Here is an 18775-nt window from a genome sequence, read left to right on the forward strand (position 1 = left end):
GGTGGCAGAATGATGTCGAATAATGAATTATGAAAACGTTGTACTATGAAGAAAGGGGCACGTCAATTTATGAAAGGTTACTATGCCAGAAAGCTTCATTCGCTTCTTGGGGTCATTCCGCTCGCCTTGTTTTTCATCGAGCATGCCCTGACGAATTTTGGCGCATTTGAAGGAGGTCCTGAGCGGTTTAACGCTGGCGTCAAATTGCTGAACGACCTTCCGCTCATTTTCGTGCTGGAGTGGGTGCTGATTTATCTCCCGCTGATCTACCACGGCGTGTATGGGCTGTATATCGCGTATCAGGCGAAACCGAATAACGGACACTTCAATTATGAGCGCAACTGGCGTTATTTGCTGCAGCGGATTACCGGTGTCATTACGTTCGTATACATCATCTGGCACGTATTCGAAACCCGGTTCCAGATCACTCTCGGCAACGTGACCCACGAAGGGCTAGGCTCCCTTATGCATGATATCGTGACACAGCCGGTATTTTTCATCCTCTATCTGATCGGCGTCGTATCCGCGTCCTTCCACTTTGCGAACGGACTCTGGTCGTTCCTGGTCGCATGGGGAATCACGGTCGGGCCGCGCGCACAGCGGGTATCCTCGTATGTGTGCATGACGCTGTTCGTCTTGGTAGCACTGCTGTTTATTTTGTCCCTGGTCGCCTTCCGCAGAGCGGAATTCCAGGAAGCTTCGGTATGGATTGATACCGTGAAGTCAGTTTTAAGTTAAGGAGAGTGAGCAGGCATGGCAACATCTAATATTATTATCGTGGGCGGCGGTCTGGCAGGTCTGATGGCCACCATCAAGGCAGCGGAAGCAGGCGTCCATGTTCACTTGTTTTCTTTGGTTCCGGTCAAAAGATCGCACTCCGTGTGCGCGCAGGGCGGCATCAACGGTGCCGTCAATACGAAGGGCGAGGGCGACTCGCCATGGGTTCACTTCGACGATACCGTGTACGGCGGGGACTTCCTGGCCAACCAGCCGCCGGTCAAAGCGATGTGCGAGGCGGCGCCTGGCATCATCCACTTGATGGACCGGATGGGGGTTATGTTCAACCGTACGCCGGAAGGACTGCTTGATTTCCGCCGTTTCGGGGGAACGAAGCATCACCGTACGGCGTTTGCCGGCGCAACGACCGGACAGCAGCTGCTGTACGCGCTCGACGAGCAGGTGCGCCGCCACGAAACGGAAGGCCTCGTCACGAAGCATGAGCACTGGGAATTCCTGCAGGCGGTCATCGACGACGAAGGCATCTGCCGCGGCATCTGTGCCCAGGATTTGCGCACGATGGAGATTCATACATTCCAGGCTGACGCGGTTATTCTCGCCAGCGGCGGACCGGGGATCATTTTCGGCAAAACGACCAACTCGGTCATCAATACCGGCACCGCGGCCAGCGCCGTGTACCAGCAGGGCGTTCATTACGCCAACGGTGAATTCATCCAGATTCACCCGACAGCGATTCCGGGCGACGACAAGCTGCGCCTGATGTCCGAATCGGCCCGCGGTGAAGGCGGACGGATCTGGACGTACAAAGACGGCAAGCCTTGGTACTTCCTTGAAGAGAAATATCCGGCCTACGGCAACCTGGTGCCGCGTGACATTGCGACCCGCGAAATTTTCGACGTGTGCGTCAATCAGGGCCTTGGCGTCAACGGGGAGAACATGGTGTACCTCGACCTGTCCCATAAAGATCCGAAAGAGCTGGACGTCAAGCTTGGCGGCATTATCGAAATCTATGAAAAATTCGTCGGCGACGATCCGCGCAAGCTTCCGATGAAGATCTTCCCGGCGGTTCACTATTCCATGGGCGGCATGTGGGTCGATTACAACCAAATGACCAACATTCCAGGCCTGTTCGCAGCCGGCGAATGCGATTACCAATACCATGGGGCCAACCGTCTTGGAGCCAACTCGCTCGTATCGGCGATCTTCGGCGGCATGGTGGCCGGACCGAAAGCTGTGGAATACATTAAGGGAATGAAAAAATCCTCAGCTGATGTACCTTCAAGCGTATACGAACGCTATAAGAAGCAGCAGACGGACAAATACGAAGGCATCCTGAAAATGAACGGCACGGAAAATGCGTACGGGCTGCATAAAGAGCTCGGCGATATCATGACCGCCAATATGACCGTGGTCCGTTACAATAAAAAGCTGGAAGAAACGATCGCCAAAATCAAGGAACTGAAGCAGCGCTACAAAAACATCAACGTCAACGACACGTCGCGCTGGAACAATCCGGGCGCTTCGTTTACCCGCCAGCTGTGGAACATGCTGGAGCTGGCCGAAGCGATGACGCTGGGAGCACTGCTCCGCAACGAGAGCCGCGGGGCGCACTACAAGCCGGAATTCCCGGACCGCAACGACGAGGAGTTCCTCAAGACGACCAAAGCGACGTGGACACCGGATGGCCCGCAAATTTCTTATGAAGCAGTGGATGTATCGCTGATCCCTCCACGGATCCGCGACTACTCCAAAGACAAGTAAAGAAGGGGGATTTGACATGGCGGAAGCAACTGCATCTTCCAAAAAAGTGAAGTTTATCATAACCCGTCAGGACGGCCCGGACGCTGCTGCCTATACCGAGGAGTTCGAGCTTCCGTACCGCCCGGGAATGAACGTGATCAGCGCGCTGATGGAAATTCAGCGCAACCCGGTCAACGCCAAAGGCGAAAAGATCGCCCCGGTATGTTGGGAATCCAACTGTCTGGAAGAGGTGTGCGGCGCGTGCTCGATGGTGATCAACGGCAAGCCGCGCCAAGCGTGTGCGGCACTGATCGATAAGCTGGAACAGCCGATTCGGATTCAACCGATGAAGACGTTCCCGGTCGTGCGCGACCTCGTCATCGACCGCAGCCGGATGTTCACCGCGCTCAAGCGGGTGAAAGCCTGGATTCCGATCGATGGCACGTACGATCTCGGTCCTGGACCACGGATGCCGGAGAAGAAGCGCCAGTGGGCTTATGAGCTGTCCAAGTGCATGACCTGCGGCGTCTGCCTGGAGTCCTGCCCGAACGTGAACGACAAGACCGACTTTATCGGTCCGGCGGCGATTTCCCAGGTTCGCCTGTTCAACTCCCACCCAACGGGTGAAATGAACAAGGAAGAACGCCTGGAAGCGCTGATGCAGGACGGCGGCATCGAAGGCTGCGGCAACTCGCAGAACTGCGTGCGCTCCTGTCCGAAAGGCATTCCATTGACCACGTCGATCGCAGAAATGAACAAGCAAACCACCAAGCACATGTTCAAACAGTGGCTGGGTGTATAAATCATCGTTCATCATCATCCCCTTGTCAGCGGACAGCTTTTCGCGGCAAGGGGATTTTTGGTATACCTCGGTATGCGTCCAACCCTTGTGGCGGGGGTAATCTAACGATAAAGACTTCTAAAACTTTACAGGCAGAAGACGTGCAGGGAGAATGGAGGAGGATGGCTCATGTCTTGGTGGATGTGGGTGCTCAATATTTCCGGTTTGGTTGTCCTGATTGCGGTGTTTTACGGGTTGGAGAAAAAATGGACGAGCAAGGCGATCCTGCTTGGGCCAATTCTCATTTATGTTCTGGTCTCCCTGGAAGACCTGATCGGCTGGATCGACCTTGCCCGGGTCGTACCGGGAGCAGGCGGGATGCGGGCCTTGATTCTGATTTTCTGCCTGAGCTCGGTTATCTTCTACGTACTGTATATTTTCAACCGGATTGCCGAGTCGGCTCTGAAAAAGGAAGTGCAGCTTAAAACCGTCATTACGCGCATCAGCATGGCCACGTTAACGTGCATCCTCTTTTTTACCGTTATCTACACGTCAATTTACAAGCTCTTCGGCCATAACAGCTTCGACGGCAAAAATATCGGCAATGATTTGCTGAGCCAGCTGATTTCCTTCCTGTATTTTAGCGTCGCGACTTTTGCGACCGTCGGTTACGGGGATATCACGCCTGTCGATAACACCTCCAGAGGTGCCGTCGTGATGGAGATCGCCTTCAGTTTTATTACGGTTGCCTACGCAATGTCGTTGCTCAGCGTGTTCCGTAAAATTTTCAAAGAAGGCCCGGAGGGCGCAGGTCAGGAGGAGGGGTAAACTTTCCCGCATTATGCCCGGACTTCGCGCATAACGGTTCATCGTATCCCTTTGAACAACAGCATTTGTCCGGAGAGAGCGCACCGCCTCCTGGGAAGTGATCCGCACTGCTGGAAGAGCGGCGGCCTGAAGGATATAATAGGGGAAAGTCCTATTCTATTCCAATATAGGAGGCCGCCTGCATGAAAAATACGCCGCATCCGGGAACGGGAAATCGGCAGGATGCAGCCCAGCCGGAGCTGCCCGGCAGCCGGCTCACCCGCAGGCAATTTTTGAAGCGCGGCGTCGCCCTAGCGGCCGGAGCGGGATTGCTGACAGGCGCCTATGCGTGGTTGTGGGAGCCGCAGCAGCTGGATACCGTGTACCGGAGCCTGTTATGTCCGCGGCTGCCGGCGGCTTTTCACAACTTGAAAGTCGTCCATTTCAGCGATGCCCACCTCGGGTTTCACACGCGAAAGAAGCACATCGAGCATCTGATCGCGGCCATTCGCAGGGAAGCTCCCGAGCTGATCTGCTTTACCGGCGATATCATTGATTCGAGTGCGGAGGCGATGAACGAGTATATTCCGCTGCTCGCTTCGATCGATGCCCCTTTAGGCAAATTTGCGGTGCTGGGCAACCACGATTTTTGGGGAGGGAGCGGCAAGGATGTGAGCCATAAGCTGCAGGTGGCCGGCTTTCGGGTCCTGCAGAACAGCAGCCAGCTCCTGAACCGCGGCGGACAGTCCATCGCGGTGGTCGGCTTGGATGACTGGCTGCATGGATTTCCCGATCCGCAGAAGGGAAGATCCGGCATTCCGGACGACATGTTCACCTTACTCTTGATGCATGAGCCGGATTACGCCGGTAACGCCGCCCTGTTTCCTTTCGATCTGCAGCTGTCCGGTCACAGCCATGGCGGACAGGTGCGTCTGCCTCTGCTCGGTGCGCTGATGACGCCTCCGGGATCCAAACGGTACGTCATGGGCATGTACGAAGTGGGAGAACGCAGAATGCCGCTGTATGTCAACCGGGGGATCGGGGAGACCCACCTTCCCGTCCGCTTGTTATGCAAGCCGGAGCTTACCGTCTTCGCCCTGCAGTCTGGCGCTCGTTAGACAAGCTGGTAACGATTCGAATTAAACGAAGGGAATCAAGCGAAGGAAGGGGAGAAGAGCGTGCTGAATGAGGACACACGAACGCCGATGCCTTTGCTTACGGGCAGCCGCCTGATGATGAAACCGATCGAACCGCAGGACGCGCCGAGGCTGCTGGATATCCTGGCAGACCCCCAGGTGATCAAATACGTGACCCAGAGCTCCTTCTTCAGCTTTGCCCGCTCGCGGCGCATCGCCTCGGAGCTGCTGAGCACCGGCCGCAGAGACTCGCTGCACATGGGCATCTGGCTTCATGGCGAGCACGAGCTGGCCGGCGTGGTGTCGATGCAGCATTGGCGTGAGGAAAAGCGCGATGCCATGATCGGCTATATGCTCGCCCAAGCGTACTGGGGCAGGGGAATCGCCACCGAAGCGCTCGGCTTGATGCTGAACTATGCCTTCACCGAGCTGAAACTGCTGCATATCGAGGGCAGATGCCATGCGGTCAACACGGCGTCAGCCAGGGTTATGCAAAAAAACGGGATGCAGCTCAGCCGTACCTTTCAGCATAGACGCATGTTTTTCGCTGCGCCGGTCGAGATGATGGTGTACGCTCATACCGACCGTACCTATGATGAATACCGGAAGGGGCTGCAGCTTCCGGCTAACCAGGCGGATGCGCCGACTCTGCAATCATATGAAATCAGGTAAGATTTGTAACATAAATGAAATATTGCTGTTATGGGACTCTAACAGAGACCGGGTAAACTTATTCACATGACCCCCTTTTTGAAAATATAAATGATGTTCTGGGACCCGGATCGTGCGGGTTCATTTTTTTTGCCCAAAAAAAGAGGCTCCCTCACAGGGGAACCACCTTTTTGTCTTTGCCCTTGAAATACACCCATTCCCGGAATCCGATGTCCTTCAGGCGCCGGGCTACTTCGTCCCGCTCGTCTCCCACCCTTCCAGGAACATGAGCGTCCGAGCCGAAAGTGACGTCCACGCCGAAGTGGAGCGCCCGCTCAAGGATGGCGTCCGCCGGATACCAGCCGCCGCTTAGCTTCGTTTTGCCCGATGTATTGATTTCGATCGCGATTCCGCACTCGGCAATGGTCTGCAGCGTTTCGTCAATGATCTCATCGGCGGGAATGTCGGAGAAGGCCGGGAAGTTGCCTTTCATCGCGTCAATATGCCCAAGGATTTGGAACATGCCGCTTCGGGCGGAGTCCTGGATCAGCCGGTAATACTCCTCCTTGACGCGAATGCGCTCCTGTTCGGACAGCCCCTTCCAGCGGTTTTTGTTAAAGATGCTGACGCCGCCCACACTATGTACCGAGCCGATGATGTAGTCAAACGGAACATCGGCAAGAACCTTCCTGTATGTTTCGGCATGCTCCGGAAAAAAGTCGGATTCGATGCCGAGCAGCACGTCGATGCGCCCCTCGTATTCCTTTTTCAAATCAAGCACTTCCCGCACATAATGCTGAAGCTCCGATTTGCCCATGGCGATGCGTGGAAACGCCCGGTCCTCTTTCTCACCAAAATAAGGGGTGTGGTCCGAAATGCCGATGACTTGAAGCCCGGCCTCCAGCGCCGCTTCCACGTAATCCCGGATATTGCCGTCGGCGTGCCCGCAGCGGAAGTGGTGGGTATGCAGATCGAATTTCATATGTACTCCTCCTTGTCAGTAATCGTTGGAATCAAAGGTCTGCGGCGGGTTTACTCCGAGCTGATGAAGTTCGTTTCCGGCATGCCTTTCAGGTCGCTCAAAAACTGCTGCATGGCCGAGTTCAGGTATTTGCCGGACTTGTAAATGACGCCGACGGGATGGCTCACTTCCAGTTCGGTCAGCGGTATGATCTTCAGTGTGCCGAGGCGGAGCTCGCTCGCGACCGACTGTTTGGACATGATCGCCGCGCCGAGGTCGATTTCGACCATCCGCTTGATTTCTTCACTGCTGGACAATTCCATGACGACATTGGGCTCGATTCCGTGCTTTTTTAAAATATCATCGGCAAACCGTCTGCCCACCGTATCGGGAGACAGCAGGATGAGGGGTGTTTCCCGGAGGACATCGATTGTGACGCCCGTCTTCCGGGCAAGCGGATGGCGCGGGGAGACGATCAGCTCGAACGTGTCATAGTACAGAACCGACGTCATCAAATTGGGGTTGCGCTCGATCAGATAACCCAGGCCCACATCGATCTGTCCGTTCTCCACGCTGGTGTAAATCTGGGATGAAGCCATGGACATGATAGAGGTTTTGATGAGTGGAAACTGGTTCTGGAAGTAAGAAAGGACTCTGGGTAAAATTTGTATGGCTATCGAAGTGGTCGTTCCGAGCACGATGTGTCCCTGTGGTGTTTGATCCAGGTCGTACAGGCGCTCCTTCAGCTCTTCCACAATCGCTAGAATCCGTTCGGCATGGCTGAGAAACACTTCTCCGCGGTCGGTCAGCGTGACGGGCTGATTCCGGTCCACAAGCACCGTCTTGAACTCGTCCTCCAGACTTTTGATCTGGGCAGACACAGCCGGCTGGGTTAAGTTGAGCAGCTCTCCGGCTTTGCGGAAGCTCATCGTTTTCGAGATGGTAATCAGGGTCTCCAATTGGCTAATGTTCATGCATTTCCTCCTTCGGCGTTGATAGCTGCCGTCAAGCAGATCAGTTCGAACAAGTGTATCCTTTCATTATATGGGATTACGGAAGTCAGGGCAACGCGGGCGGATGCAGCCGGTGATTCGTTTATTTTTGGAAAAAGCAATCTACAAAATTCGCCACGGTCTTCAAAATTGCTCCGGAAGTACCGATATAGATAAAGGGAATCATCCCGGTTTTCTTTCTTAAATAGGAAAGCCGGCGGATATATAAGGGTATTTATACCCTGGATTGAAGACGTTTCATGAATTTTTCGTGATTTATTCCAGGGTTTAAAGTATAATTATTCCAATGGTAATGGGACTTTTGGGACATGTCCCAACCCGTTGTGAAAGGGGCAGTAATTACATATGAAGGCTGAAGTCATTAATCCTTTTCTGGAGTCCGCCCGGACCGTCATTGAACAAGTGATTCAGGTTACCCCTTCTACAGGCAGCCTCGGGGTGAAGAATATGGAGATCATCGAGGATCACATCTGGATTCAAATCGGGATGACAGGACAGCTTACCGGCAACATCGTGTTCGGAATTCAAGAGCATGTAGCGCTGCGGATGGTGTCCGTGATGATGGGCGGTTACATTCTGACGGAAATGGACGAAATGGGCCAGAGCGCCATCTCCGAACTTGGTAATATGATCAGCGGCAATGCCAGCACGATTTTGTCCAACCAAGGGGTCACGGTCGACATTACGCCTCCGAGAGTGATGAAGAGCGAGCACATTGAGTCGTTCCTTCCGCAAAAGGCGCTCAGCATTCCGCTGCTCATGGACGGAATCGGCGAACTGGATATTCAGGTCATGATATCTTAAAATATCAGCAAGGAATAACGGCAGGAAGCACAAGCGTTACGTTTGCTGATCCCTGGGCATGATGCTGGTCCGCTGTGAGCATGCGGGCGACGTTATCCTACAGAAGTGGGAAATGGCGGGAACAATCTCTGGACGGCGCTGCTGCGCTGATTCGAGGTGTTCCGGCTTGTTTGCCTATAGGAGGACGAGAAGCCATGTTAAAGGACAAAGTCGTCGTGATCACCGGGGCGTCGAGCGGGATCGGGGCCTTGACGGCGAAGCTGGCCGCAGCGGAAGGCGCGGTGACGGTGCTGACCGCCAGGTCGGAGCAGCGCCTGCAGGAAGCAGCTGAGGGCATGACGGGATCCTTCGAACTGCGGGCCATGGATGTGACCCGGGAGGACCAGGTGAGCACCACGATGCAAGACATTATACATAAGTACGGCCATATTGACATTTTGCTGAACAATGCGGGCTACGGCAAGTTTGAGACGATTACGGACATGCCTGCCCGGGAGTTCGGACAGATGATGGACGTCAACTATATGGGCACGGTCCGGTGCACCAAGGCGGTGCTGCCGTCAATGCTCCAGCGCAAAGCGGGACATATCATCAATGTGGCGTCGATGGCGGGGAAAATCGGAACGGCCAAATCCACGGCGTACACGGCCACGAAGCATGCCGTTCTCGGCTTCAGCAACGCTCTCCGGCAGGAGCTGCGGGAATCGGGCATACGGGTGTCGACGATCAATCCAGGTCCGATCGATACGCCGTTTTTTGACATTGCAGACCCGTCGGGTGGATATGTCAGCAACGTGAAATGGCTGATGATGACGCCGGAACATGTAGCCCGCAAAATCGTCAAGGTGATGCATACCGGGAAGGAAGAAATGAACCTGCCGGGGAAAGCGGCGGTCGCCATGCGCCTGTATCAGATGTTTCCTAGACTGGCGGACCGGCTGACCTACCGGATCATGAACCGGAAGTGATACGCCTTCTGATCTCTATAAATAAGCCAGCTCCCATATGGGGCCGGCTTATTTTTTACGCCCGCAGAATTTTGCGGTGAGTCCGATACTTGCATTTGGTGGGATGGCGCTTTTGGCATATAATGATAAAGAATGACTTAAAACATAAAGGATGAACGATTTCATGAACCCGACTTCTTTTGAAGCAACAGGTATTGACCGAGTATGGATAGACAAGCTGGCCGAGTACGGCATAACGGAGCCTTCGCCGGTCCAGGCGCAGGCCATTCCTGCCGTGCTGCGCGGCGCGGATGTGCTCGCCCGCTCGCAGACGGGAACCGGCAAAACGCTGGCCTACCTTCTGCCGGTACTGCAGACCATCGATCCGGAGCTGAAGGCGACCCAGAAGCTTATTCTTGCGCCGACTCAGGAACTGGCGATGCAGATTGTACGCGAAGGCGAAAAATACGGAGAAGCCCGCGGCATCGGTGTGCTTGGGCTGATCGGCGGGGCCGCGGTCAAGCGCCAGGTGGAGAAGCTGCGGCTGCATCCCGAGCTTGTGGTCGGAACTCCCGGCAGAGTCCGCGAGCTGATCGAGATGCGCAAGCTGAAGATGCATCACGTCTCGACCATCGTGGTGGACGAGGTCGACCAGGTATTTCAGCTCGGCGGCGCCGGCGACGTCGACCGGATATTGAGCAGCGCACTGCGTGACCGGCAGCTGGTATTCCTGTCGGCCACGGTCAGCGAGAGCACGGCGGCGCTGGTCAAACGGGAAATGCGCAGCCCGGTCGAAATCGGCATCGACCCGGACCAGACGACCGCGCCGGGGCTGGAGCATTTGTATGTCGTCACCGAGGAACGCGACCGGGTCGACATGCTGCGGCGCCTTATCCGCCAGTACGACCCGCAGCGGGCGATCGTCTTCGTCAATCAGACCGAATCGATCGCCGAGGTGGAGGCGAAGCTGAACCATTTGGGCATCGCGGCCGAGGGATTGTACGGAGACGCGGACAAACTGGCGCGCAGCCGGGTGCTGGGCGGCTTCCGCCACGGCAGGTTCAAAGTGCTCGTGGCAAGCGATGTGGCGGCGCGCGGACTTGATATCGAAGGGCTTGAGCTCGTCATCAACTTCGACCCGGCGCCTGACGCCGAGCACTATGTGCACCGTGCCGGACGGACGGGCCGGATGGGGCGCAGCGGGCGTGTCATCACGATTGTGACGGACCGCCAGACCTTTATTATGCGGAAGTTTGCAGGAGAGCTCGGCATCTCTCTCGAGCCGCGCGTGCTGTACGCCGGCAAAGTGCTGTCGCCGGAGCAGTTTGCGGCCCGGAAGGGGGAGCCGTCAGGCCAGCCCCATCAGCGCCAGGTTCGGCCATCCGGTAGCCAAGCCGGCATGGCGGAAGTGCGCGGCAGCCGGCAAGGCGATTCGAAGCCGGCCAAGGGGAGCGTCCGCGGCTCATCCAGCCCGGGCGAACCGCGGGAAGGCGGCGGACGCCGCGACGGCCGGGAAACGACCCGGCAGGGTGGTGAGCCTTTCAAGGGCGGCAAACCGGCGGCCCGCCAGAGCCAAAGCGAACGGGAGCGTATCCGCAAGAACAAGGGCGCCCCGAAATGGTTGAAAAATAAACCTCCCCGGCCTTAATCGGCGAGCGGGGAGGCAAGTACGGATGGATTCTCCCGTGCGGACGCGCCCCTGGCTGTTCCGCCCGGGAATTGAATGAGGTGAAGTGTTGATGAGTGATACGGCTGTGCTGGATATTCAAGGCCTCATCGGTGGTTACAGCCTGAACCGCCCGGTGCTGCACGATATTTCGTTTCAGGTCGGGTCCGGCGAGATGGTCGGCCTGATCGGATTGAACGGGGCCGGCAAAAGCACGACAATGAAGCATATTCTCGGATTAATGCATCCGCAAAAGGGTGACATCCGCGTGAAGGGCAAGAAGCGGGAGGAAGACGCCGGGACCTACCACGGGGCGCTCGCCTTCGTTCCGGAATCTCCGCTGCTCTATGACGAGATGACCGTCAGGGAGCATTTGGAGTTTACCGCAAGAGCGTACGGCGTTGACCGCCAGGACTACGAAGAGCGGGCGGACCGGTTGTCACGTATCTTCCGGATGCAGGACAAGATGGACAGCTTGTCCACGCACTTATCCAAGGGGATGCGGCAGAAGGTCATGATCATGTGCGCGTTCGTGGCCCGGCCTTCCCTGTACATCATCGACGAGCCGTTCCTTGGCCTGGATCCGCTCGGCATCCGCTCCCTTCTTGATTTTATGGTCGAGCTCAAAGAAGGCGGGTCGTCGATCCTGCTGAGTTCCCATATTTTATCGACGATCGAGAATTACTGCGACCGCTTTATCGTTCTCCACCAGGGGCGCGTGATCGCGCAGGGGACGCTGGAGGACATCGCCGCGCAGGCTGGCAGACCGGGACTGCCGCTGGAGGAGCTGTTCTATACTCTCGTGCAGGGCAGGGATTGAATGATGGACTTGAAAAAACTTCGGATGGAGCGGCGCGGCCGCTTCTGGGGGGAGGTCACCCCTTATCTCGGCTACGTGATCCAAAGCGGTGTGGCCGTGCTGCTGCTGTTTATGCTGATTGCATTTGCGGCGTGGTACACGTCGCTCGTTCAGCATATTCCAGCCGGGCTGCCGATTCGCTGGATTATGCTGATCCTGTTCGTGCCGCTGACGGTAAACAGCAGCTTCCGGACGTACCTGCAGCCGGCGGACACGGTGTTTCTGCTGCCTCAGGAGTCAAGGATGAACGACTATTTCAAGGCAGGCTGGACCAGCGGCGTCGTTTATAAACTTATCGGCCTTGCCCTGGTCTTCATCCTGTCCTGGCCGCTGTATGTACGCAGTGATGCGGATCCCAAGTCCTTCTGGCCGTTCCTGCTCCTCCTGTTTGCCTTGAAGATTCTGGCTTCCTACGGCTGCTGGAAGGAGCTGCGGATGGTTTCCCGTCGGGCATCGGCAGGTTACCGTCTGCTGCGTTACGTCGTGCTGATTCTTGCGGTTGCCGCCTGGCTGTGGCAGCCGGAGTGGCGGAGCCTTCTGTTTATCGTGCTGCTGGCGCTGACCTATATCGCCGCCCTGCGCATTCCGGCCAAGCACTTGGTGGCCTGGGAGCGGCTGATTGCCGTGGAGAAAACGCACAGCGCCCGCGTTATGCAGATCCTCGGTTGGTTCGTCAACGTTCCAGGCAGGCAGCAGCGCGTCTATCCGCGCAGGTGGATGTCCTGGGCGGGGAACCGGGTTCCCTGGAAGCCGGAGGCAGCGTACCGCTATTTAATTTCGAAGAGCTTTGTCCGCAGTGATGTATTCAGCATCGTGATCCGGGCAGGCATCCTCGCAGCGCTCCTCGTATGGTGGACCCGTCAAGGGCTGCTCGGCAGCGGGATTTACCTGTTTTTCGTATTCGTGATCGGCGTGCAGCTGTCCTCGCTGCTGCGCTACCACCAGGAATCCTTCTGGCTGCACATTTATCCGGTGCCGCCTGCATCACGCAAGCAGAACGCCGTTAACCTTGCGTTTCAAATTCAGCTGGTTGTAGCTGTATTGATCTGGCTGCCCATGCTGGGTGCGGGGAGCGGCCGAATTGGACCGATGCTGCTGACGCTGCTTGGCGGGGTCGTGATCAGCGTGCTGTTCCGTTATTTTCAGTCCCGGAAGGGCAAGAGTGACGACGATGACGATGAATAGACAAGTGAAAAAAGACCGGGAATAGGCTCCCGGTCTTTTTGTGCATCCGTCCAAACTGCCGAGAGCTCGGCAGTCTGTTTGAATGCGGTTTGCCTGTTTACTTTTTCGATTATAACCAGAAAGAACGAGTGATGATAACCAAGAGGATGAAGAGAACCAGGATGGCGCCTGTGTTGCCAAACAATCCGTGGCAATGTCCGTATCCGTATCCATATCCGCCTCTTACTTCTTCGCTCATTGTGCATTCCCCTTTACAGTGGTTTGTTTTTCGTTACACCGTATCCTATGTCTAGGGGGGCTGCTGTGCTTGGGCAATCACCCGTTCTTTCCCAAAAAAATAGGTTGTTGATGGTTGCCCGATAATCGGTACTTCCGTGCTTATTTCCGCTGCAAATCCTGGACGCCCTGATAGATCAAATCGAACAGATCTTCGAGATATTCCTCGTCGATGCAGGAGAACGCGATGCGCAGGTCATGCTCGCCGAGGGCGATGGTGCCGACTCCGTATTGGTGGATCAAGTGGCTGCGCAGCTCCTCGGCCGACACGCCTTTCAGCTTCAGGCACATGAAATATCCGGAATTAAACGGATAGTACTCCCACACATCACCGTACTTGCCGCTGTCCAGCAGCGATTTCACTTTGTTGGCGCGGCCTTTCATGATGTGGAACTTCTCTTCCTTCTGAGCCGCGAAATCAGGCGACTTCAACGCGTCCAGCACGAAGGTCTGGGAAGGATGGGGGCCGCTGGAAATCGTCGCGCGAATGATGCCAAGTGTCTTTTGCTCGAGGGCGGCGAGCACGTTGGTATCTTGGGATGCGTAGGTGATGAAGCCGACCCGGAATCCCCAGACGAACTCCTCTTTGGTGGCACCGTCGACTTTAACGGCAAGCACGCGCGGATGGATATCCGCCAATTTGCCGAACAGCGACTCTTTGATGGAGTCCTCAAAGAAAAGGCCGAAATAAGCGTCGTCCGTAACCGCCACGACATTGATGCCGGCTTCGGCAGCTTCCTTGATGGCAGCGACGATCGCTTCGCCTTCCCCCGGACCCGGAGTATATCCCGTCGGATTGTTCGGGAAGTTGAGCAGCACGACGGCTTTGCCTTTGTCCTTCTGGGCCAGCAGGGCTTCGCGAAGTCCGTCACTGTTGAAGGTCATGTCCCCGGTGAACAGCGGATAATTGACCAGTTCGCCATGGCGGCGGATCCCGAAGGTCAGCTCGTAGTTCTCCCAGTTTTTGTCCGGATAAATCACGGCGTCCCCTTCGTCCACGAACAGATCGGCCACGATACTAAGCCCGTGGGTCAGGGCGTTCGTCACAATCGGGTTGCTGACCGTTTTGCCCGCGAGCGACGGGTTTTCTTCGATCATTTTCGCCAGCCAGGCAGCGCGCAAATCGGGTTTGCCTGCGGGCGGTGCGTATGGGTACAGGTCCTTCGGCGCGAATGCGGACAGCTTCTCCTGGATAGCAGCCAGATGCATCGGGATGCCCTGTTCGGTCGCAATGCCGATCGTTGCGTTATATTTTTTGGCATGGCTGGTCGCTTCCGCAGATTGGCTCAGGATGCCTTCCTTCGGAAAATAGATTTCCTGGCCGAGCTTGGACAACATTTCATACACATGCGCGTTGCCGGCTTTCAAACTTTCGTTCAACTGTGCAGCGAGTGGGTTTAACATGGTTTCCATCCTTCCAAATCGGTGTAATGATAGGCTTTTGCAAGGTATATGCCATTTTAACTGCCTAACATTATATCACCTGTGATGAGAGCCGTCACGGAAAAAGGAAAAGGATGGTTGCGCTGTGAAAAAGGCTCTCTAAGGCGCTTTGTGAGCCATGCTGCTTTACTCTTCTTCGGAATAGGGATCCGAGGCCAAGGTTTGCTGCATATGAGGGCAAGCGCTGCTGCGAATCAGCTCCATCGTCTCCCGATCCTTGCTGCGGCCTCTGGCGTCCAGACCCTGCAGCACCTGTTCCCTTTTGTCCTCGGTCAAGTTTTGCCCAAACTTGAACTTCGCAGTGATTCGGTCGGGTACGATCCGCAGAACGGCGACCCCGCGCAGTCTGGAAGCGTATTTGGGGTTGGCGGCGTCAATGGGGGCGTATCCGCCTTCGGGCTGGAGCTTGTTCATAAACAGGGTAAAGGCGGCTGCTTTCTCTTCCAGGTCCTGTACGATTTCGACCCGTCCCGATGCGGTCACGCTCTTGAAATACGAAGTGGCGGGGCAGGCCATCAGCGGGTCGGTAAAGTAGGAAGGAATGATCGCATATTCCTCCGCGACACTGAAGCTCACCGCGGGATTGGCGGCGAGGTGGTCCATTTTTTCGCCGAAACGGCTGCCATGCATGTAGAACATGCCTTGATGATACACATAGTTAATCGGAGTCACCCGCGGATGTCCGTCTTCTCCGATGGTTCCCAGGAAGCCGAAGCTCATCTCCGACAAAAACGCCTCGATTTCTTCCTGACGCGTCACTTCAAATTCATTTCTTCTCATTGGTTTTCTCCTCCTTGATGCATCGCTTGCCGATCGGCGGTTATCGCTGCGGTGACAACAGCATAACGGGAATATTGACAAGGAAAAAGGTCCAATTTAGAGTATTTTTTATAGTCCATTTTGCTGGCGGCTGAGACGATAAGCGGTCAAGGGAGGAAAAATAGTTTGTTGAATCTGGTTTTTCCACAGCAATGGAGGGGAGGACGGCATGGAGATATCCCTGCATCTGGAAACTTATATTGAGAAACACCGCTACAAGTACCTTGCGCTGTATCACGCTTTGAGGGACGCCATCATGGAGGGGAGGCTGCCTGGGGGAACGAAGCTGCCTTCGACCCGCGAGCTGGCGGATCAATACGGCTTGTCGAGAGGATCGGCCGCCTTAGGCTACGATATGCTGGTGTCGGAAGGCTATGTCCACAGCGAAGTGGGCCGGGGGACCTTCGTGGCTCAAGCGGGACCTGCGCCAACCGCAGGGGGGGATCTGGCAGCCGCCCCGCTTGCCCTATCCCGCTGGGGAGAGCGGCTGCTTGAGCTCCCGCCAATCCCGGGATCCGGCGGCGCGAAGGCTCCCGCCGGCATCGACTTGGGGGGAGGCGGGATGAGCATGGAGCTGTTTCCCTATGCGGAGTGGCGCAGCGCCATGACCTATGCAGGAGGCCGGGGCGGAGAGGATATGCAGCGCGGGGCTGATCCCGCCGGGGACCTTGGCCTGCGGCAGGCTCTTGCCGCCCATCTGCGCGTCACGCGGGGAATTCATACCGATCCGGAGCAAATCGTGCTCTTCAGCGGATCGATGCAGGGCATTACCCTGCTTTTTCAGCTGCTGCTGAATGAAGGCGAGGCGGCCGTGCTTGAAGATCCGTGCTATTCGGGCATCATCCGGGCGGCGGCTGCCTGCGGAGCGGAAGTGATTCCGGCTGAGGTCGATGTCCACGGTATCCGTCTGTCCGATTGGGACGCCCGCCTTGTACTGGTGACGCCGAGCCGCCAGTACCCGACCGGCGCCGTCCTGACGCTGGAGCGGCGCCGGCAGCTGCTGGACTGGGCGGAGCGGCATCAGGCGGTCATCCTGGAGGACGATTACGACAGCGAGTTCCGCTTCGGCGGCAGGCCGATCGAGCCGCTGAAGACGCTGGATACGCGGGAGCGGGTCATTTATATCGGCTCCTTCTCGAAGACGATGTTTGCCGGGCTGCGCCTGGGTTACGCCATCGTCCCCCAATCGCTCGTGGATGCGGTGCTGCGGGCCAAAACGCTGTACGAGCCGCTGACGACAGGGCTGCTTGAGCAGCGGGCGCTTGCCCGGTTTATGGCCCGCGGGGATTATGGCCGGCATCTCCGCCGGCTGACGCGGATCTATGGTGCCCGCCACCGCCATTTTTGCTCCCGGATGCGGGAGAAGGCAGGGCATCTGTTCTCGCTGATGCCGGGGGATTCCGGCCTGCATGTGTATGCTTATTGGCTGCAACCGCCGGAAGCTTTTGCAGCCTTTACAGCCGCAGCAGCGGCTCGTGGCGTAACGTTCAGGGACGCGTCCGGCTACAGGATCCAGCCGGGCCCGCCGGCCGCCTTTTTCAGCTATGCCCGATGGGATGAACGGCAGCTGGAGGAGGGGGTTGACCGGCTGGCCGCGGCATGGGAGGATATCCGTCATCGTATGAACGGGTAGGCGAAGCAGGCACTTGCGGTTATTGACTGTGCTGTGAGCATTGGGAGAAGGCGCGATTTTGGACAGGCCTACAGTGGTGGTAAAACCGGCGGAAGTTCAGGGGATATGGGCCGGATGTGCAAAAACCGCGCCGAAATAGTATCATAGGGAGGAAAGATATGAGTCTATGATATAGGGGGGAATGACGACATGCTGCACGCATCGCCGTCATCTTTTGAAATATTGCCGTCCCTCGCCAAAATTGTGTGCGAGCCCGGCTGGAAATGGCAGAAGCGCGAGAAGGCGCTGGAAAATTACGATTTATTTTATGTATGGAGCGGGGAGGGGACCGTCATCCGGAATGACGAACCGTATGAGGTCGGCAAGGGGAGCTGCTTCCTGTTCAGGCCCGGCGACCACACGAGCGCTACGCACAACCCGCAGAAGCCGCTCGTTCTGACTTACAGCCACTTTCGGGTGTCCGAGCCTGTGACGGATATTCCGCTGCCGTACCGGAAGCTGACGGAAACCGTTGACTTTGAATACATGCTTGCCCGTTACGTCAGGCTGTTTCTTGTGAACACCTTCGCCGCCCAGGAAGAGGGGCAGCTCATCCTGAAGCAGCTGATGATCCATCTGCTCCGGCACGACCGGCAGCAGCCGGAGGAGAAGAAGGTCAGCAACCAGCTGACCGAGGTGATCCACGAGATCGCCAATTACATTCAGCAGCATCCCGGCTTACCGCACCGGGTCGAAGATTTGGCGGCCCGCGCCGGGTTGTCGCCGCGGTATTTCTCGATCAAATTCAAGGAGCTGATCGGCTCACCCGTCCAATCCTACATTATCCGGACGCGAATCGACCGGGCGCAGCATCTGCTCCTGCATGCCGGCATGAACGTCACGGAGGTGGCCGATGCGCTCGGATACCGCGACATTTTTTTCTTCAGCCGGCAATTCAAACAGTATACGGGCAAGAATCCGTCCGAAATCCGGTAATTGTTTCCTGCTGTTTCGCGGTCTTCCCCTTTCGGGTAATAAGCTTCAAGCTTGCAAATGCACCGAATAAACGAAGGGAGGAAAGCATCGGATGAGCAGACGGCGGATTCGCAGGCGTGACGGGTATGCCGCAGCTGCGGCGGCGCGGGGGAAAGGCCGTAACCGGATGCGCCGGTTCAGACCGGTCAGCATCATGAGCGACGTATGGTTTTAACCCCACTCGTTAACCTTTTTTATGAACTTCATCACACATGATATAAATGATGTCTAAGAGCAGCGCGGGATGCCAGCCCGCCGCTGCTTTTTTGTGCGCGCATCATCAGATTGGAATGGTCTATAGT

The 18775-nt window shown here is 56.5% G+C and carries 19 protein-coding genes; 14 read left to right on the plus strand and 5 right to left on the minus strand.

The features are described from left to right. The first annotated feature begins 69 nt into the window (after positions 1-69). The 6 genes from C7820_RS29795 to C7820_RS29820 all read left to right on the plus strand — a co-directional run bounded on the left by C7820_RS29795 (position 70) and on the right by C7820_RS29820 (position 5874). Complete coding sequence (locus C7820_RS29795; RefSeq protein WP_105446082.1) at positions 70-738, plus strand: succinate dehydrogenase cytochrome b558 subunit; 669 nt, start codon at positions 70-72, stop codon at positions 736-738. Positions 739-753: 15 nt separating this feature from the next. Beyond that, positions 754-2499 carry a succinate dehydrogenase flavoprotein subunit gene (gene sdhA / locus C7820_RS29800; protein ID WP_116234130.1) on the plus strand — a complete coding sequence of 582 codons (1746 nt, stop codon included), beginning with the start codon at positions 754-756 and terminating at the stop codon, positions 2497-2499. 16 nt (positions 2500-2515) lie between these two features. Then, the gene (gene sdhB, locus C7820_RS29805; protein ID WP_116234131.1) at positions 2516-3280 is read left to right on the plus strand and encodes a succinate dehydrogenase iron-sulfur subunit; all 765 of its coding nucleotides are present in this window, start codon (positions 2516-2518) and stop codon (positions 3278-3280) included. 168 nt (positions 3281-3448) lie between these two features. Further along, on the plus strand, positions 3449-4087 hold the full coding sequence (locus C7820_RS29810) for an ion channel (RefSeq protein WP_116234132.1): 639 nt from the start codon (positions 3449-3451) through the stop codon (positions 4085-4087). Between the two features lie 182 nt (positions 4088-4269). Next, positions 4270-5184 (plus strand): metallophosphoesterase, encoded by a 915-nt coding sequence (locus tag C7820_RS29815; RefSeq protein WP_116234133.1) that lies wholly within the window; start codon positions 4270-4272, stop codon positions 5182-5184. 60 nt (positions 5185-5244) lie between these two features. Continuing rightward, complete coding sequence (locus tag C7820_RS29820) at positions 5245-5874, plus strand: GNAT family N-acetyltransferase (RefSeq protein ID WP_116234134.1); 630 nt, start codon at positions 5245-5247, stop codon at positions 5872-5874. Positions 5875-6025: 151 nt separating this feature from the next. Here C7820_RS29820 and C7820_RS29825 read toward each other — a convergent pair whose 3' ends face one another. Both C7820_RS29825 and C7820_RS29830 read right to left on the minus strand, forming a co-directional pair. Beyond that, positions 6026-6835, minus strand: coding sequence for a histidinol-phosphatase (locus C7820_RS29825; protein ID WP_116234135.1), 810 nt, complete (start codon positions 6833-6835; stop codon positions 6026-6028). Positions 6836-6885: 50 nt separating this feature from the next. Beyond that, positions 6886-7788 carry a LysR family transcriptional regulator gene (locus C7820_RS29830; protein WP_116234136.1) on the minus strand — a complete coding sequence of 301 codons (903 nt, stop codon included), beginning with the start codon at positions 7786-7788 and terminating at the stop codon, positions 6886-6888. A 384-nt stretch (positions 7789-8172) separates the two neighbouring features. Here C7820_RS29830 and C7820_RS29835 point away from each other — a divergent pair, with 384 nt between their 5' ends. The 5 genes from C7820_RS29835 (at position 8173) to C7820_RS29855 (ending at position 13288) form a co-directional block, all read left to right on the plus strand. Continuing rightward, on the plus strand, positions 8173-8631 hold the full coding sequence (locus C7820_RS29835) for a chemotaxis protein CheX (RefSeq protein ID WP_076174086.1): 459 nt from the start codon (positions 8173-8175) through the stop codon (positions 8629-8631). 194 nt (positions 8632-8825) lie between these two features. Next, positions 8826-9599: an SDR family NAD(P)-dependent oxidoreductase gene (locus tag C7820_RS29840; protein WP_116234137.1), complete on the plus strand. Its 774-nt coding sequence runs from the start codon at positions 8826-8828 to the stop codon at positions 9597-9599. A gap of 163 nt (positions 9600-9762) precedes the next feature. Next, positions 9763-11226, plus strand: coding sequence for a DEAD/DEAH box helicase (locus C7820_RS29845; RefSeq protein ID WP_116234138.1), 1464 nt, complete (start codon positions 9763-9765; stop codon positions 11224-11226). A gap of 91 nt (positions 11227-11317) precedes the next feature. Further along, the gene (locus C7820_RS29850) at positions 11318-12064 is read left to right on the plus strand and encodes an ABC transporter ATP-binding protein (protein WP_076174092.1); all 747 of its coding nucleotides are present in this window, start codon (positions 11318-11320) and stop codon (positions 12062-12064) included. A 3-nt stretch (positions 12065-12067) separates the two neighbouring features. Next, on the plus strand, positions 12068-13288 hold the full coding sequence (locus C7820_RS29855) for an ABC transporter permease (RefSeq protein WP_116234257.1): 1221 nt from the start codon (positions 12068-12070) through the stop codon (positions 13286-13288). Positions 13289-13397: 109 nt separating this feature from the next. Here the strand turns inward: C7820_RS29855 and C7820_RS33960 are convergent, their stop codons facing one another. From C7820_RS33960 to C7820_RS29865, 3 genes are all read right to left on the minus strand, one after another. Continuing rightward, a complete protein-coding gene (locus C7820_RS33960; RefSeq protein ID WP_208629380.1) occupies positions 13398-13526 on the minus strand; it encodes a YjcZ family sporulation protein in 129 nt (42 codons plus the stop codon). A 140-nt stretch (positions 13527-13666) separates the two neighbouring features. Next, positions 13667-14968 carry an aminotransferase class I/II-fold pyridoxal phosphate-dependent enzyme gene (locus C7820_RS29860; protein ID WP_116234139.1) on the minus strand — a complete coding sequence of 434 codons (1302 nt, stop codon included), beginning with the start codon at positions 14966-14968 and terminating at the stop codon, positions 13667-13669. Between the two features lie 165 nt (positions 14969-15133). Beyond that, on the minus strand, positions 15134-15787 hold the full coding sequence (locus C7820_RS29865) for a pyridoxamine 5'-phosphate oxidase family protein (protein WP_116234140.1): 654 nt from the start codon (positions 15785-15787) through the stop codon (positions 15134-15136). Between the two features lie 208 nt (positions 15788-15995). Here C7820_RS29865 and pdxR point away from each other — a divergent pair, with 208 nt between their 5' ends. From pdxR to C7820_RS33965, 3 genes are all read left to right on the plus strand, one after another. Further along, entirely contained in the window at positions 15996-17459 is a 1464-nt protein-coding gene (pdxR, locus tag C7820_RS29870; RefSeq protein ID WP_116234141.1) for a MocR-like pyridoxine biosynthesis transcription factor PdxR, read from the plus strand. 189 nt (positions 17460-17648) lie between these two features. Next, complete coding sequence (locus C7820_RS29875; RefSeq protein ID WP_076174099.1) at positions 17649-18434, plus strand: AraC family transcriptional regulator; 786 nt, start codon at positions 17649-17651, stop codon at positions 18432-18434. Positions 18435-18525: 91 nt separating this feature from the next. Then, positions 18526-18648, plus strand: coding sequence for a hypothetical protein (locus C7820_RS33965; protein ID WP_258875576.1), 123 nt, complete (start codon positions 18526-18528; stop codon positions 18646-18648). Positions 18649-18775 lie beyond the last annotated feature (127 nt).

It is taken from the genome of Paenibacillus sp. VMFN-D1 (assembly GCF_003386155.1).
Lineage (GTDB): Bacteria > Bacillota > Bacilli > Paenibacillales > Paenibacillaceae > Paenibacillus_AQ > Paenibacillus_AQ favisporus.

Excerpts from the sequence above, each read along its gene's own strand:
- C7820_RS29795 (WP_105446082.1), top strand. The coding sequence starts at position 70 with ATGAAAGGTTACTATGCCAGAAAGCTTCATTCGCTTCTTGGGGTCATT.
- sdhA (WP_116234130.1), top strand. The coding sequence starts at position 754 with ATGGCAACATCTAATATTATTATCGTGGGCGGCGGTCTGGCAGGTCTG.
- sdhB (WP_116234131.1), top strand. The coding sequence starts at position 2,516 with ATGGCGGAAGCAACTGCATCTTCCAAAAAAGTGAAGTTTATCATAACC.
- C7820_RS29810 (WP_116234132.1), top strand. The coding sequence starts at position 3,449 with ATGTCTTGGTGGATGTGGGTGCTCAATATTTCCGGTTTGGTTGTCCTG.
- C7820_RS29815 (WP_116234133.1), top strand. The coding sequence starts at position 4,270 with ATGAAAAATACGCCGCATCCGGGAACGGGAAATCGGCAGGATGCAGCC.
- C7820_RS29825 (WP_116234135.1), bottom strand. The coding sequence starts at position 6,835 with ATGAAATTCGATCTGCATACCCACCACTTCCGCTGCGGGCACGCCGAC.
- C7820_RS29830 (WP_116234136.1), bottom strand. The coding sequence starts at position 7,788 with ATGAACATTAGCCAATTGGAGACCCTGATTACCATCTCGAAAACGATG.
- C7820_RS29835 (WP_076174086.1), top strand. The coding sequence starts at position 8,173 with ATGAAGGCTGAAGTCATTAATCCTTTTCTGGAGTCCGCCCGGACCGTC.
- C7820_RS29840 (WP_116234137.1), top strand. The coding sequence starts at position 8,826 with ATGTTAAAGGACAAAGTCGTCGTGATCACCGGGGCGTCGAGCGGGATC.
- C7820_RS29845 (WP_116234138.1), top strand. The coding sequence starts at position 9,763 with ATGAACCCGACTTCTTTTGAAGCAACAGGTATTGACCGAGTATGGATA.
- C7820_RS29850 (WP_076174092.1), top strand. The coding sequence starts at position 11,318 with ATGAGTGATACGGCTGTGCTGGATATTCAAGGCCTCATCGGTGGTTAC.
- C7820_RS29855 (WP_116234257.1), top strand. The coding sequence starts at position 12,068 with ATGGACTTGAAAAAACTTCGGATGGAGCGGCGCGGCCGCTTCTGGGGG.
- C7820_RS33960 (WP_208629380.1), bottom strand. The coding sequence starts at position 13,526 with ATGAGCGAAGAAGTAAGAGGCGGATATGGATACGGATACGGACATTGC.
- C7820_RS29860 (WP_116234139.1), bottom strand. The coding sequence starts at position 14,968 with ATGTTAAACCCACTCGCTGCACAGTTGAACGAAAGTTTGAAAGCCGGC.
- C7820_RS29865 (WP_116234140.1), bottom strand. The coding sequence starts at position 15,787 with ATGAGAAGAAATGAATTTGAAGTGACGCGTCAGGAAGAAATCGAGGCG.
- pdxR (WP_116234141.1), top strand. The coding sequence starts at position 15,996 with ATGGAGATATCCCTGCATCTGGAAACTTATATTGAGAAACACCGCTAC.
- C7820_RS29875 (WP_076174099.1), top strand. The coding sequence starts at position 17,649 with ATGCTGCACGCATCGCCGTCATCTTTTGAAATATTGCCGTCCCTCGCC.
- C7820_RS33965 (WP_258875576.1), top strand. The coding sequence starts at position 18,526 with ATGAGCAGACGGCGGATTCGCAGGCGTGACGGGTATGCCGCAGCTGCG.